Raw genomic sequence first — 14,604 nt, 5'->3', positions numbered from 1 at the left:
GCCTGACGTAGCGGCACGAGGGTTGAGCGGGTGGAGGGGCGGAGCTAAGGTCAGGCCAATTCACGTTTCAAGGGGAGAGACGAATGGTCGATACGGTCGACAGCGCCGAACAGCTCAAGGCGCACGAGCAGACCTGGAATGGTTTCAAGGCGATGATGTTCTGGGGCACGATCGGCGTGGCCCTGATCGCCGCCCTCGTCGTCTTCCTGATCTCCGCCAAGTGAAGATCGCGGTCCTGAAGGAGGCCGCCGCCGGCGAGCGGCGCGTCTCCGCGACTCCGGAAACGGTGAAGAAGTTCGTCGCGCTGGGTGCCGAAGTGGCCGTCGAGGCAAATGCGGGCCTGGACGCCTCGATCGCCGACCAGGCCTATGCCGACATGGGCGCCGCCATCGGCGACCGTGCGGGGACGCTGAAGGACGCCGACATCGTGCTGGGCGTGCAGGGCCCCGATCCGGCGAGCCTGAAGGGCGCGAAGCCGGGGGCATGGATCGTCGCAGGCCTGAATCCCTTTGGCGAGCGTGCCCGCGTCGATGCCTATGCCAGCGGCGGGTTCGAGGCGCTGGCGATGGAGTTCATGCCGCGCATCACGCGCGCCCAGTCGATGGACATCCTGTCCTCGCAGTCGAACCTGTCGGGCTACAAGGCGGTGCTCGATGCGGCGGCCGAATATGGCCGCGCCTTCCCGATGATGATGACCGCGGCGGGCACCGTCTCCGCCGCCAAGGTCTTCGTGATGGGCGTGGGCGTGGCGGGGCTGCAGGCGATCGCCACCGCGCGGCGCCTCGGCGCCCAGGTCTCGGCGACCGACGTGCGCGCGGCGACCAGGGAGCAGATCTTGTCGCTCGGCGCCAAGCCGATCTTCGTCGAAGCGGTGCAGGGCATCGAGGGCGAAGGCACCGGCGGCTATGCCACCGAGATGAGCGACGAGTACAAGGCCGCCCAGGCCGAACTGGTCTCCGCGCACATCGCCAAGCAGGACATCGTGGTCACCACCGCGCTGATCCCGGGGCGCTCTGCTCCCCGCCTGATCAGCGACGCGCAGGTCGCGACGATGAAGCCAGGCAGCGTGATCGTCGACCTCGCGGTCGAGGCCGGCGGCAATGTCGAGGGCGCCGTGGCGGGCGAGATCGTCGAGCGGCACGGCGTTAAGATCGTCGGGCACAGGAACGTGCCCTCGCGCCTCGCCACCGATGCCTCTGCGCTGTTCGCCCGCAACCTGTTCAACTTCCTCTCCGCCTTCTGGGACAAGGAGCAGGGCAGGCCGGTCCTCGACGAGGAGATCGGCAACGCCATCCGCCTGACCCAGGGCGGCAAGGTGGTGCACGAGAGGCTGTTAGGATGATCCTAGCCCTGAGCGCGGCGCTGCTGGCGCCCACATCCATCCCGGCGCACGCATCGGCTCCGGCGCTTGAAGGCAAGGAGAGCTATGTGGCGATCTGGGTAATCGATCCCCAGCCTATCGATAGCGGAACTCGCATGCTCCACCCGCATGACGTGATCGCTTCCGCCCGGCTGCTGCCGACGCGGGTCGTCGCGGCGCAGGCCGATGTCATAAGTGCGGATGGCACGCTGCTGGTACCCGCAGGCACACTCATGATGGTGCTGACTTCGGTTACAAGGGTGGCCTGCACCTTTTCGTTCCCGCCCTTGGGCAGCACCACGAAGACCTTCGTCTGCCTTACCGATGCAAATGGGGATGGAAAGTTCGAGAGCAGCTTCCAACTGGGCATCGGCAAGATCGGAGTGCCCCAATCTTACGGTATGATCCCGCGCAAACAGACTCCGGTTCAGCCGGTGGCCTATGAACAGCGTTCGATCGGCGATGAGGATGTGTATCCCCGGTTGCATATCAAATACTCGCATCGCGATCAGATCACCGGCATTGCCTATGTCGGCGTATGCATCGGCAATTCTCCAAGAAAGTCCGAGCCCTGTTTCGACGGCTATACCGGTGTTAAGGACCAAAAAGTGCCGATGACCTTCGAGATTCTCGGTTGCAAGATCGAGGTGTTGAGCAAGCAAGATGCCGTGATTGCTGTCCGGGTACTCTCGCCTATGGTCGCGCGCCCCTTCACCGCGCAAGAATACACACGGTTCTACTGATCGCTGTCAGATAGAGTGGGCACAAATTTATGGACTTCATCTCGATCCTGTCGATCTTCGTGCTGGCGTGCTTCGTCGGCTATTACGTGGTCTGGTCGGTCACGCCGGCGCTGCACACGCCGCTGATGGCGGTGACCAACGCCATTTCCTCGGTGATCATCGTCGGCGCGCTGATCGCGTCGGCGGCCTCGGGCGCGGAGATCGCCAAATGGCTCGGCCTGGTCGCCGTGGCGCTGGCATCCGTGAACATCTTCGGCGGCTTCGCCGTCACCGAGCGCATGCTCGCCATGTACAAGAAGAAGGGCTGAGCCATGCATGAGGGGGCACCTGTCAATCCCTGGGTGGCGCTGGCCTATCTGGTCGCCGGCATCTGCTTCATCCTCGCGCTGCGCGGGCTCTCCAGCCCGGCGAGCAGCCGGCGGGGCAACCGGCTGGGCATGCTCGGCATGGCCATCGCCGTCGTCACCACCCTGATCACGCACGAGATCGCCAGCCCGATCGAGCTGGGCGCGGCGATCGCGATCGGCGGCGCGATCGGCTTCGTCACCGCGCGACGGATCGCGATGACCGCGATGCCGCAGCTCGTCGCCGCCTTCCACTCGCTGGTCGGCATGGCGGCGGTGCTGGTCGCCGCGGCGGCGTTCCTCAATCCGGGCGCGTTCGGCATCCTGGGCGCGGACGGCGAGATCCTCAGCGTCAGCCGGATCGAGATGGGGCTGGGCGTCGCGATCGGCGCGATCACCTTCTCGGGATCGGTGATCGCCTTCCTCAAGCTCAACGGCAACATGTCGGGCAAGCCGATCCTGCTGCCCGGCCGGCACGTCATCAACCTGGGCGTGCTTGCCGGCATCCTCGGCCTGATCGCCTATTTCGTGACCGACCAGAGCCCCTGGGTGTTCTGGACCGTCACTGCGCTCAGCTTCGTCATCGGCTTCCTGCTGATCGTGCCGATCGGCGGCGCGGACATGCCGGTGGTCGTCTCGATGCTCAATTCCTATTCGGGCTGGGCGGCGGCGGCGATGGGCTTCACGCTGCACAACAGCGCGATGATCATCACCGGCGCGCTGGTCGGCAGCTCGGGCGCGATCCTCAGCTACATCATGTGCCGCGCGATGAACCGCAGCTTCCTCAGCGTGATCGCCGGCGGCTTCGGCGCCACCGATGGCGGCGGCGCGGCGGGCCAGGCGATCGACCGGCCGTGGAAGCGCGGCTCGGCCGAGGACGCGGCCTTCCTGATGAGCCAGGCCGAGCAGGTGATCATCGTGCCGGGCTATGGCATGGCAGTCGCCCAGGCGCAGCACGCGCTGCGCGAGATGGCCGACAAGCTCAAGGAGCATGGCGTCCGGGTGAAATATGCGATCCATCCGGTCGCGGGGCGCATGCCGGGCCATATGAACGTGCTGCTGGCCGAGGCTAACGTGCCCTATGACGAAGTCTTCGAGTTGGAGGACATCAACTCGGAATTCGCCCAGACCGACGTCGCCTTCGTGATCGGCGCCAACGATGTGACCAATCCGGCGGCGAAGACCGACAAGTCCTCGCCGATCTACGGCATGCCGGTGCTCGACGTCGAAAGGGCCAAGACGGTACTCTTCATCAAGCGTTCGATGGGCGGCGTGGGCTATGCGGGTGTCGACAACGAGCTGTTCTACCGCGACAACACCATGATGCTGCTGGCAGACGCGAAGAAGATGGTCGAGGAGATCGTGAAGAGCCTCGACTGACGGCGGCGAACGGGGAGATTGTGATGGCGAGCGTGGGTTCGATTCTGGGCGGTGCGTTCGGGCTGTTGCGCGAGCGGCCGGGTGCGGTGGTGATCTGGGCCGTTACCTATTGCGTCGGCTCGCTGGCCATTTCGCTGATCATGGGCCTGTTGATGTTCGGCACGGTGATGCCGGCCAGCGCCGATGCCGGGGCGGCGCTCTCGGTCTGGGCGGGCCCGATGTTCAGCCTGATGCTGCTCCTCTATCTCTGCCTGCTGCTGCTCGTCGTGGTGCTGATGAACGCGGTGTTCCGCGCGATGCTGCGGCCACAGGAGGGCGGCTTCGCCTTCATGCGGCTCGGCATGGACGAGTTCCGGATGCTCGGGCTGGTGGTCCTGGTCTGTGTCGGCGTCTTCGCCGCGGTGCTGATCGGCGAATTGCTGTTGCTGCTGCTGATCACGATCATCGGCTTCGCACTGGGAACGGGGGCGATCGCCGGCGCGATCTCGGTCGTGCTCGCCTTGGCCTTTCTCTGCGCCATGGTCTGGCTGGAGGTCCGCATCTCGCTGATCTTCCCGCTGAGCTTCCACCGCCGACGGATGAGCCTGGACGCCGCTTGGGAGCTGACGCGCGGCCGCTTCTGGCTGCTCTTCGCCTGCTATTTCCTGATCGGGCTGATCTTCGCCGTCGCCACCGGCATCGTGATGTGGGCGGTGATGGGCGAGTATTTCGCCGCGCTGATCCAGGCCAATGGCGACCAGGAGCAGATGCGCCTGGCGGCCGAGGCGTTCGCCGCCAAACAGTTCGCCATGCCGCTCGCCGCCAAGATCCTGTTCGGCGTGGTGGGGGCGGTGTTCTTCGCCGTGGGGCTGGCGCTGGGGCCGGGCCTGCTCGCCAGCGCCACCCGCGAGCTTCTTGGCGACGAGAGCGAAGCCGCGGTGTTTGCAGCCGAATCCGACGGATCAGTCATGGACTGATTCGGAACGGACGGGCAATGAATCCTGCGCCCGTCCGCGCCGCGCCATCAGAACCGGAATGGAGCGGACAGAGCATCCGTTTCGGAGGTTGGGCCTCTCCGGCGCATGGAGCGACTCCGAGAGGGCGATGACGAATCTTTCCGCGGCCCCCGAACTGATCGGCGCGCCCTATGCCCTGGCCGTCAACGCGGTGCTGATCGCGGAGGCGGCGGGCGCGGACGTGGACGCGGCGTTCGCCGCGCTCGGGATCCGGGTGCGGGATCGGGCCGATTTCGCGGCTGCGGCGCCCTTGCTGGACGCGGCCCGGCTCGATCTCGTCCTGCTCGACGCCCGGGCCGGCGGCGCGGCCGTGCCGGCGCCCCTGCTCGATCGCCTGGCGATGTGCGGCATGGAGGATGGGCCTGCGCTGGTCGCCATCTTTCCGGCCGACCAGATCGACCTTGCCGGCGCGCTGCTGGGGGCGCCGCGCGCTCAGCTCCTCTGCGATCCGGGCGCCGGCGAGCTGCTGGCCGCGCTGTTGGGTGTCGTCGCCGGGGGAGAGGCGGCGGCGCGGCTTTCCTTGGCGGACGTCACGCGCGATTCCGAGGCCGTGCGCCTGCGCCGGCTCAACGACGAAGTGGCGCGCATCGCCGATATCCTTGCGCGCCTGACCCGGGGCGAGTTTGCGGAGGAAGACGAGATCGAGCGCCGCGCCGGCATCCGGGCGCCCGACATGGAGTATCGCGGGCCCGACGAGCCCATGCCCGAGATCGCCGCCGCCGAGATCCGTGCGGTCATCCGCGCGCGCCGGCTGCGCGCCCAGTATTTCGCATCCGACCTGTTCGCCGATCCCGCCTGGGACATGCTGCTGGACCTGTTCGCCGCCGGGCTCGAGCGGCGGCGCGTATCGGTATCCAGCCTGTGCATCGCTGCGGCGGTTCCGCCGACCACGGCATTGCGCTGGATCGGCACGATGCACGATGCCGGCCTGTTTCGCCGCGAGGCCGATCCCGGCGACCGGCGCCGCGCCTATATCGTGTTGAGCGAGAAGGCGCAGCAAGGCATGCGCAGCTATGTGGGCGCCGTACGCCGGGCGGGGTTGAGTCTCGTTTGAGGGCTTGCTCCGGCGCTCCGGCTTTGGCATCGGATCGGGACCGGCATCGTGCCCGGGGCGCTTAGCTCAGTTGGTAGAGCATCTCGTTTACACCGAGAGGGTCGGCGGTTCGAGCCCGTCAGCGCCCACCATTTCCCACCGGTTTGTCGTACCCAATTGGGACCGCCTCATATCCAAAATGAGGATGCCTCAGAGGGGGGCTTTGGTGACCGCAGACGCTCGATTGGGTGTCGAGTGACCGATTCTGGGCCGGTTGCGGACCGGCAGATCTTGGCGCGACGGGCGGCCTTAGCCGACATCTGACGGATGAGTATCGCTTCCGCCCAATGCGATTGCGCCGCCAGCGCACACCGAGCGTCTCAACAACGCACCGGGGATGTCGCAGTCCAATCGGTGCGTTGAGATACAGAAGAAAGCTTAGGTGATCGCAGATACTGTTGGTTCGGACTGAGCATAATTAATTGCTACGAAAATAAAATTATATCGTGCCGATACTGGTTGAGGAGGTGCCGTCTGGCACGAGTGTAACGGCATTTCTTTTCAAGAAAATTACAGCCATTTCGGCAGGGAACTCCCTTTGTCGCCCGATATATTCGTGCATTTCTGCATGCGATGTAGAGCGAGTCGCGGGGGTATTCGTGGATGACTGTAATGTTACACGAAACGACCGCGTGGCAGCCGAGCACCTTGTCGCCTCAAGCGATATCCCGCCCGCAAACGAAACGCGTGGGCAATTCCTCAGGATAGCCAGTCCGCTCTTCCGTCCCGAGGCCTTGGAGCATGCCCGGCGCCTGGAGGGGGAAGTCGCCATCACGCGCTCCGTTTCCCTGTCGCTCATTACCGGTCTTCTGGTGCTGATCGTGACGGTCCTGTTCTGCTGGGTGACGATGGGGAGCTATGCGCGGACCGAACGCGTGGTCGGACAGGTCGTGCCGGCGCGCGCACTCACCAAGGTACATGCGGATCGGCCAGGCCGGATCGTCTGGCTCGGGGTGAAGGAGGGCGACCTTGTCCGCAGTGGGCAACCCCTGGCGCGTATCCGCAGCGAGCAACCGCTTTCCAATGGCAGTTCCCCTGGCGACGGACAGATCGCGTCTCTCACCCACCAGATGGACGCAATCCGGCAACAGATCGGCAGCGAACAAGATCGCGCCAACGCCGAACGGGTCCGGCTGACGCGGCTGATCTCGAATCTCGATCGCGAGGAGAGCCAGCTTGCCAAGCAGATCGAGTTTCAGCAGGCAGCGGTCGAGTCGACCAGGCGCTCGTTCGAGGCGCTGGGCGCGCTCGGCTCGAGGGGCTTTGTCTCGCAGACCGAGCAAGAGCGGCGCCGCCAGGCCTGGCTGAACGCGGCGGCGCAATATCAGGCTGCCGTCCAGCAAATGTCCCAATTGTCGGAACGGCGCGGAACCGCGCAGGCGGATCTGCTGAAACTGCCGGGGGATCATTCGACCAGGGATGCCGAATTCCGCAGATCCCTCGCCGGTCTGGAGGAGCGTCGTATCGAAGCCGAGAATGCACGCGGTTTCACCATCACCGCGCCGATAACGGGCCGCGTTACCGCGCTTCAGGCTACCACTGGCCGCAGCAGCGACGGACGCCTGCCGCTGCTTGCCATCGTGCCCGTCGATTCCAGAATGGAAGTCACCTTGTTTGCGCCCTCGCGCGCCGTCGGCCTGGCGCGGGTCGGACAGGAAGTGCGCTTGCGCTACGATGCGTTCCCCTATCAGCGCTTCGGCACATTCAATGGCCGCATCGTGACCATCTCGCGCTCGGCACTGGCGCCGGAAGAAGTCGATTCAGCGCTCAAGCTCGGTGAACCGGTCTATCGACTGCGCGTCAGCCTGAACCGGCAGCGCATCCGCGCCTTCGGCGAGGATCTTCCGCTGGAACCCGGCATGACCCTCCAGGCCGATATCGTGCTCGATCGGCGCAGTTTCCTCGACTGGCTGTTGGAGCCGATCCACGCGGTACGGTCCCGCGCATGAGCGACGTCGCTCTTCGCCTCTCGCGCCGCGGTGTGCCGATGGTGCATCAGGACGAGGCCGCGGAATGCGGTCTCGCCTGCCTGGCGATGATCGCCGGCTATCATGGGCATGAGATCGACATGCTGTCCCTGCGCGTCCGCTTCGGAGCGAGCATGAAAGGGATGACGCTGGCGACCCTGCTCCAGGTCGCCGACCAAATGAAGCTGGACGCGCGACCGCTGCGCGGCGAACCCGAGGATCTGCGCGAAGTCGCATTGCCGGCCATTCTCCATTGGGGCCTCAACCACTTCGTCGTGCTGACTGCCATCAAGGGCCGCGGCGCCAAGGCGCGATATCTCGTCAACGATCCGGCTCTGGGCGCGCGAAGCCTGTCCCGGGAGGAGCTGTCGAAGCTGTTCACCGGCGTCCTGATCGAACTGCATCCCGCCATCGCCTTCGAGCGCCGGCGCGAGCGCGCGAAGCTGTCCTTGTGGCAGCTTTGGTCCAGCACGTCCGGACTCGTCCCGGCGCTCGGACGAATCCTGATATTGTCGTTGCTGATCGAACTCTTCGTGTTGGCGGCGCCCTTCTATCTCCAGCTCGGCATCGACAATGTCATCCCGTCGCAGGATCAGGATTTCCTCACCGCGCTGGCGCTCGGCTTCGGCGCCGTGGCGATATTGAGCCAGGTCACCAGTCTCGTCCGGGCCTGGTCCGTAGCGGGCCTTTCGAACGAGCTTGGGTATCGGCTGGTCTCCAATCTCTTCCGCCACATGGCGCGCCTGCCCGTGCCCTGGTTCGAGCGCCGTTCGGTCGGCGACGTGCTCACCCGCTTCAATGCCACGCATCCGATCACCGATCTGTTGAGCGGCGGCCTCATCCAGGCGGTGATCGATGCGTGCCTGTCGACGATCACGCTCGGATTGATGTTCCTCTATTCCCCGATGCTGAGCCTGGTCACACTCGCCGCGCTCGGCATCTATGTGCTGCTGCGCCTGGCCTATTTCGGCTCCCTGAAGGCGGAAAGCATCGGCATCATCCAGGCCCAGGCCGCCGAACAGGCGATGCTCATCGAGACCATCCGCGGCATCGTTCCCATTCGCCTGTTCGGCCGCGAGCGGGAGCGGCTGCGCGTCTGGCAGACCCGCCGGGTTCAGGTGGTCAATGCGAGCGTGCGGATCGCCCGGATGCAGGCGATCTTCAGCGCCGCGAACAGCGCAACCGTTGCGCTTGAGAATATACTTTTCGTCTATCTGGCGATCCGCCTCAGCATGGCCAATGCCTTCACCGTCGGCATGATCACGGCCTTCGCCGCCTATAAGCAGCAATTCCTGAATTCGAGCCTCAACGTCGTCGGCCGGGCGATCGACTATCGCATGCTCGATGTGCAGCTCGGCCGGATCGGCGACATCGCGCTCACGGCACCCGAACCCCGAGCCACGCCCGGCGGCCTTGGCGGAGAGATCGAGACGATCGAGCTCGAAGGCATACGCTTCGCCTATGCCATCGGCGATCCCGAGATTCTCCAGGGCGTCGATCTTTCGATCCGCCGCGGCGAGACGCTCGCCATCGTCGGGGCCTCGGGCAGCGGCAAGACGACCCTGTTGAAGCTGCTGCTCGGGCTGGCGCCGCCGAGCGAGGGCCATATCCTCGTCAACGGCAGGCGTCTGACGCCCGCGATGCTCGGCGCCTATCGCGAGCAGGTCGCCTCGGTCATGCAGGACGATCAGCTTTTCGCCGGCACCATCGCCGAGAACATCGCTTTCTTCGACCCCGAGATCGATCTTGAGCGCGTCGAGGACGCCGCGCGGCGCGCGATCATCCATGACGACATCATGGCGATGCCGATGGCCTATGAATCGCTGGTCGGCGACATGGGCTCGGCGCTTTCGGGCGGCCAGAAGCAGCGCGTATTGCTGGCCCGCGCCCTGTACCGGTCGCCGCGCTTGCTCGTGATGGACGAAGCCACCGCGCATCTCGACGGGCCGACCGAAGCGCGGGTCAATGCATCGCTACGAGAAATGGGCCTGTCCTGCGTCGTGGTCGCGCACCGGGACAGCACCATCGCCAATGCCGATCGCGTCCTCGAGCTGGAACGCGGGCGCATCATCGCGACATCAAGAGAGGAGGAGCCGGGAGAAAAGCCAGATTTGACCAAAGTCGCCTGAACATCACGCAAATTGTCATTCTTCAGAGAAGGATATTTCCATGCTTCGCGAGCTTTTCAATGACGAGATCGGTTTCGTGTCCGGGGGCCTGCGGCAGGACCACAGCCCCATGCCCAAGCCCACCGGCCCCGACGTGGGCGGTAGTGTCGGCGGTGGCGGCGGCGTCAACGTCTGGAGCGGTGGCGGTGTTTCGGTTGACCTCCGCCCGACAGGCGGCGTCCCCCCGACCGGCGGCGTCGTGACCGTCACCATCGGCGGAAGCTCAGGCGGTAGCGGCAATAGCGGGAGCACCAACTGGGCTGCGGAGGCCCGAGAACTGCAGCTCCAAAATGACGCCGCCAGCGGCCGATCACCGAACGACTGACGGGTTTCATCAGAAAATATTAGGCACCTGGGTGAGCGACGGATTTCGTCGCTCACCCTTTCCCGAAGGTTTGGCCCCATGAAGCGCTTCTTTGTCATGTTCCTCGCCTCGATCGGTATTATTACGGCTTTCCCACCTTTGCAGCGTGAGGTGCGGGCTCAGGATCAAGACACGACCGAACCGCGTTTAGGCTTCAATGCCACCAAGGCGATGCAGTGGCTTCCTCTCGCCGGCGACGAGCAAAATGGGATCATTACCGTCCCGGTGACGGTCAACGGGCAGGCAACCCTTGCCGAAATCGATACCGGATTGAGCACCCCTGGCGTAGCGGTCATCTCGTCGAAACTGCTCTCCAATGCCGGCAAGGCGGTAGGTGGGAAGACTGTTTCCTCCGACGCATATGGCGGCGCGGGCCGCTATGTCATGCGACGCGTCGAATCGCTGGTCGTCGGGGGGGCGACACTCCTCAACCAGCCCGTGGCGGCGACGGAAAGAACCCTCTCCAAAGACGGGCGCGTTGGTGCCGTGATCGGCATCAACCTACTTATGGGTCTCGCACTGCAAGTTGATTGGGAACATGGTCGTGCGCGCTTCCTGCTCGGTGGCGACCTGCCCAAGGATGAGCATACCGCGATGGTGGTGATCGATAGTCGATCTAAGCTCCCCTTTGTTGATGCCAATATCTGCGGAACCACGGTCAAGGCGCTACTGGATACTGGCACCAACAGCGACCTTCGCCTGGTCCCTGAACAGGAAAACCTCTGGGAATGTGCGAGTGTGGCAAGAAGTACGATTCGCGGCAACGGCGCTGGCGGCCCAGTCATCAGCGGACTGGTGAGCTTGCCTGCAGTGCACATTGGGAAGCGTCCGATGGGGCCGGCATTGGCCTCAATCGATCCCGAGGGTGGACCGCTTTCCGCGCTTGGCTCTTCGGCGTCAGTCGGAACCGGGCTACTACGGCGATCCAACTTCGTGCTCGACATCGGGAACGCAGCGCTCGCTTTCTACGGACCCGATCGCAGCGCCAAAGTTATCGATCGAACGAGAATAGGCATCCAGTATCGCGTCGATGGGAATGGGCTGCTTATCACCCATCTCATGAAGGGTTCGCCTGCCTCGCAGACAATCCTCAAGGCGAATGACCGAATCTGCGCGCTCAACGGCAAGGCGATCGAAACGCTTGCGGGAAGATATGGCGATATCAATCCGCGTGTCGGGCAGACCACAAGGATCGGCCTCTGTGGCGGCCCGACGGTTTCGATCGTGGCTCGCGACTTTCTGGCCTTTCCCGGAGCACCGGATGCGGCCCTTCCGGCGGGCGCCCCGGCAGTTTCCGAGCCAGCGGGTGTAGGCAAGGTTACCGGCGCCTTCGCCCGCTGCGTGAACGGAGACCTGTCCGGCGAGGAACTGGCCGGAGCATGCTCGATCGTACTGAATGCCCCTGCGGTAGCGAATTACTGGAAGGAAATTGCTCGTACCAAGAGGGCCGCTGCCCTTTCCGGGGCCAAGAGCCCCGGAAGTCGCTAGTTCCTCGTTCGGGCTGTTTGGAGTGCAGGCCCTGCGCACACGGTCGGCTGGGCGGCGGGTTCGACGCCCACCGTTTCGAAGAGGCCGAATCTCCATGGAGTACTTACTCGCCTCGGCGGCCGTAATGATCAGCCTCATCATGTTCCCTCTCCTTGCCCAAGCCCAGCCTCAGGCCCAGCCCGAGGCGCGCTTCGGCTTCAACGCCACCCAGGCACTGCAATGGCTCCCGCTATCCAGCGGGGGGTGGGGCGGCATCATCATTCCGGTGACGGTGAACGGACAGGCGACCTATGCCAATGTCGACACGGGATCGACCGTATCGGATGTGGCGGTGATTTCTTCGAGGCTCCTGCCCGCCGGCGAGGGGGCCAAGGATGAACAGAGAATTTCCGCCAACGGCTATGGCGGCATCAGCCACTATCCCATCCGGCGCGCTGGCTCTCTGGTGATCGGCGGGATCACACTCCTCAATCAAATGGTGGCGGTGACCGATCAGCCCTTGTCGCTCGACGAGCGCGTCGGCGTCACGATCGGCATCAAAATGCTCATGGGCCTCACGCTGCAGATCGATTGGGAGAATCGCCGAGCCCGCTTCCTATTAGGTGGCGATTTGCCGAAAGGCGCAGACACGGTGACGGTGGCGATCGAAACACGAACCCACCTTCCCATTGTCGATGTCGAGATTTGCCGACTACCGGTCAAAGCATTGCTGGACACCGGCGCCAACAGCGACCTCAATCTGGCGTCAGAACAGGAGAAGCTGCGGGAATGCGCAGCTCCGGTACGCAGCGACATTCGAAGCGTGGGCGCTGGTGGCCCGGTTATCAGCGGGCTGGTGAGCTTGCCTGCGGTGCGCATCGGGACGCGTTCGATGGGGCCTGCCATAGCATCAATCGACCCTGAACGCGGACCACTTTCCAGGCGAAGCATTCCTGCCTCGATCGGCACTGGATTGCTAAGGCGCTCCAACTTTGTGCTTGATGCGGGAAACAGCGCGCTCGCCTTCTACGGCGCCGACCGCACGGCCCGAGTCATCGATCGGCCAAGGATAGGCATCCAGTACCGCCCTGACGGGAAAGCGCTGCGCATCACCCATCTCATGAAAGGTTCGCCTGCCTCGGAGACAATCCTCAAGGCGGGAGACCGGATCTGCGCGCTCAACGGCAAGACCATCGAAGCGCTTGCGGGAAAATATGGCGACATCAGCCCTCCCGTCGGCCAGACGGCCAGGATCGGCCTCTGTGGCGGCCCGACGGTTTCGATCGAGGCTCGCGACTTTCTGGCCTTCCCCGGAGCACCGGACGCGGCCTTTCCAGCGGGCAGCCCGCCGATTCCGGAGCCGGCAGGGGTAGGCAGGGTGACCGAAGCCTTCGCCGGCTGCGTGAACGGAGAGCTGTCCGGCGAGGAACTGGCGAAGACGTGCTCGATCGTGCTGAACGCACCTGGCGTCGCGAACTATTGGAAGGAAATCGCTCGGACCAAAAGAGCTGCCGCCCTTCCCAACACTGCAAATCCGGGGCAACCATAATTTCGGCGAGCAAAGCAGGCTTACCCGCGCGGAATCCACTAGGGCGCGATCACCGCACCGAGGGTCGACGGATCGATCCACTCGGTTGTCAGGAGCGTAGAGTGAGCGAATTGGCTTGGGCTTTCGTCCACGCTTAGCTGGTTCGACGGCCGGACCAGGAGTGTTTGTCACTCCGTCGCACTGCGAGGGGGCTGCGATTCACGTCTTCTTCTCTTCCAACGCGCCCGCTGTTGGACACGGTGGCGCCATGGCACAGGGCATGAATCACGGGTGTGGATGCGCAAGGCTGCTCTCGAGGACGTGATCTCCAGCCTCAATCACAAGGCTGTCTCCCTCCATTCCGAGCGCGAGCTGGCCCTGGACGACTAGGGGCCAAAGCGGGCATCGGAAACATCACGCTCTGCTTTCCAGCATCGGTGTTTCGTCGCCACGCAGCGTCAGGATCTCGGCGCCGGTTCTCGTGACGGCGACCGTATGCTCGAACTGGGCGGAGAGCTTCCCATCATTGGTTACGACCGTCCAGCCGTCGTCAGCAGTGGAAACCTTGCGGGTGCCCTGGTTCAACATCGGCTCGACGGTGAAGACCATGCCTTCGCGCAGTTTCAGACCCGTTCCGGGCCGCCCGAAATTGAGGATCTGTGGCTCCTCGTGCATCTCTCGGCCAATGCCATGCCCGCAAAATTCTCGCACGACCGAGTATCCGTTCCTCTTGGCATGCCGTTCGATCGCAAAGCCGATGTCGCCAAGATGGGCTCCGGGGCGGACCTGTCCTATGCCCTGCCACATCGCCTCACGGGCGACCCGCACGAGCCGCCGTGCAGCGGGTAGGACGTTGCCGACCAGGTAGGTCTTGCTCGAATCCGCGATGAAGCCGTTCTTTTCCAGGGTGACGTCGAAATTCACGATGTCGCCGTCGCGGATGATCTCGCCCGAGCTGGGTACGCCGTGGCAGACTACATGATTGATCGAACAGTTCAGGACATACTCGAACCCATATTGTCCCTTGCTTGCTGGGCGGGCGGCGAGATCGTCGGTTATGAAAGCTTCGACCAGGTCGTTGATGTGCAGGGTCGACATGCCGATAAGGTCCTGTCCGTCCAGCATCTCGAAGACCGATGCCAGCATTTTGCCTGACGCACGCATGAGCGCCAGTTCATCGGGTGTCTTCACCATG

13 protein-coding genes and 1 tRNA gene are annotated in these 14,604 nt (G+C 64.2%); 13 read left to right on the top strand and 1 reads right to left on the bottom strand.

Features of this window, described 5'->3' with window-relative positions; genetic code table 11:
- Positions 1-83 precede the first annotated feature (83 nt).
- From BGP17_RS12210 to BGP17_RS12150, 13 genes are all read left to right on the top strand, one after another.
- Positions 84-224, top strand: a complete 141-nt coding sequence (locus BGP17_RS12210; protein ID WP_167300242.1) for an aa3-type cytochrome c oxidase subunit IV — start codon at positions 84-86, stop codon at positions 222-224.
- Positions 221-1,342, top strand: a complete 1,122-nt coding sequence (locus BGP17_RS12205) for an NAD(P) transhydrogenase subunit alpha (RefSeq protein ID WP_286712178.1) — start codon at positions 221-223, stop codon at positions 1,340-1,342. Before BGP17_RS12210 ends, BGP17_RS12205 begins: the two co-directional genes overlap by 4 nt.
- A complete protein-coding gene (locus BGP17_RS12200) occupies positions 1,339-2,103 on the top strand; it encodes a hypothetical protein (protein ID WP_286712176.1) in 765 nt (254 codons plus the stop codon). The genes BGP17_RS12205 and BGP17_RS12200 overlap by 4 nt, the downstream gene beginning before the upstream one ends.
- A 29-nt stretch (positions 2,104-2,132) precedes the next feature.
- A complete protein-coding gene (locus BGP17_RS12195; protein ID WP_086127554.1) occupies positions 2,133-2,411 on the top strand; it encodes an NAD(P) transhydrogenase subunit alpha part 2 in 279 nt (92 codons plus the stop codon).
- 3 nt (positions 2,412-2,414) lie between these two features.
- Entirely contained in the window at positions 2,415-3,827 is a 1,413-nt protein-coding gene (locus BGP17_RS12190; protein ID WP_286712174.1) for an NAD(P)(+) transhydrogenase (Re/Si-specific) subunit beta, read from the top strand.
- Positions 3,828-3,850: 23 nt separating this feature from the next.
- Positions 3,851-4,783: a hypothetical protein gene (locus tag BGP17_RS12185; RefSeq protein ID WP_286712172.1), complete on the top strand. Its 933-nt coding sequence runs from the start codon at positions 3,851-3,853 to the stop codon at positions 4,781-4,783.
- A gap of 127 nt (positions 4,784-4,910) precedes the next feature.
- The gene (locus BGP17_RS12180) at positions 4,911-5,876 is read left to right on the top strand and encodes a helix-turn-helix domain-containing protein (RefSeq protein WP_286712169.1); all 966 of its coding nucleotides are present in this window, start codon (positions 4,911-4,913) and stop codon (positions 5,874-5,876) included.
- 55 nt (positions 5,877-5,931) lie between these two features.
- Positions 5,932-6,007, top strand: a tRNA-Val gene (locus BGP17_RS12175).
- 540 nt (positions 6,008-6,547) lie between these two features.
- On the top strand, positions 6,548-7,864 hold the full coding sequence (locus BGP17_RS12170; protein WP_286712167.1) for an HlyD family secretion protein: 1,317 nt from the start codon (positions 6,548-6,550) through the stop codon (positions 7,862-7,864).
- Entirely contained in the window at positions 7,861-10,011 is a 2,151-nt protein-coding gene (locus BGP17_RS12165; protein ID WP_286712166.1) for a peptidase domain-containing ABC transporter, read from the top strand. Before BGP17_RS12170 ends, BGP17_RS12165 begins: the two co-directional genes overlap by 4 nt.
- 40 nt (positions 10,012-10,051) lie before the next feature.
- On the top strand, positions 10,052-10,375 hold the full coding sequence (locus BGP17_RS12160) for a hypothetical protein (protein WP_286712164.1): 324 nt from the start codon (positions 10,052-10,054) through the stop codon (positions 10,373-10,375).
- A gap of 78 nt (positions 10,376-10,453) precedes the next feature.
- A complete protein-coding gene (locus BGP17_RS12155; protein WP_286712162.1) occupies positions 10,454-11,902 on the top strand; it encodes a pepsin/retropepsin-like aspartic protease family protein in 1,449 nt (482 codons plus the stop codon).
- A 124-nt stretch (positions 11,903-12,026) separates the two neighbouring features.
- A complete protein-coding gene (locus BGP17_RS12150; RefSeq protein ID WP_286712161.1) occupies positions 12,027-13,430 on the top strand; it encodes a pepsin/retropepsin-like aspartic protease family protein in 1,404 nt (467 codons plus the stop codon).
- A gap of 393 nt (positions 13,431-13,823) precedes the next feature.
- Here BGP17_RS12150 and map read toward each other — a convergent pair whose 3' ends face one another.
- A complete protein-coding gene (map, locus tag BGP17_RS12145; RefSeq protein WP_286712159.1) occupies positions 13,824-14,603 on the bottom strand; it encodes a type I methionyl aminopeptidase in 780 nt (259 codons plus the stop codon).
- Between the last annotated feature and the right edge of the window lies 1 nt (position 14,604).

The organism is Sphingomonas sp. 67-41 (genome assembly GCF_001899725.1).
Classification (GTDB): domain Bacteria; phylum Pseudomonadota; class Alphaproteobacteria; order Sphingomonadales; family Sphingomonadaceae; genus Sphingomonas; species Sphingomonas leidyi.
This window is presented reverse-complemented; position numbering and strand designations above follow the sequence as displayed.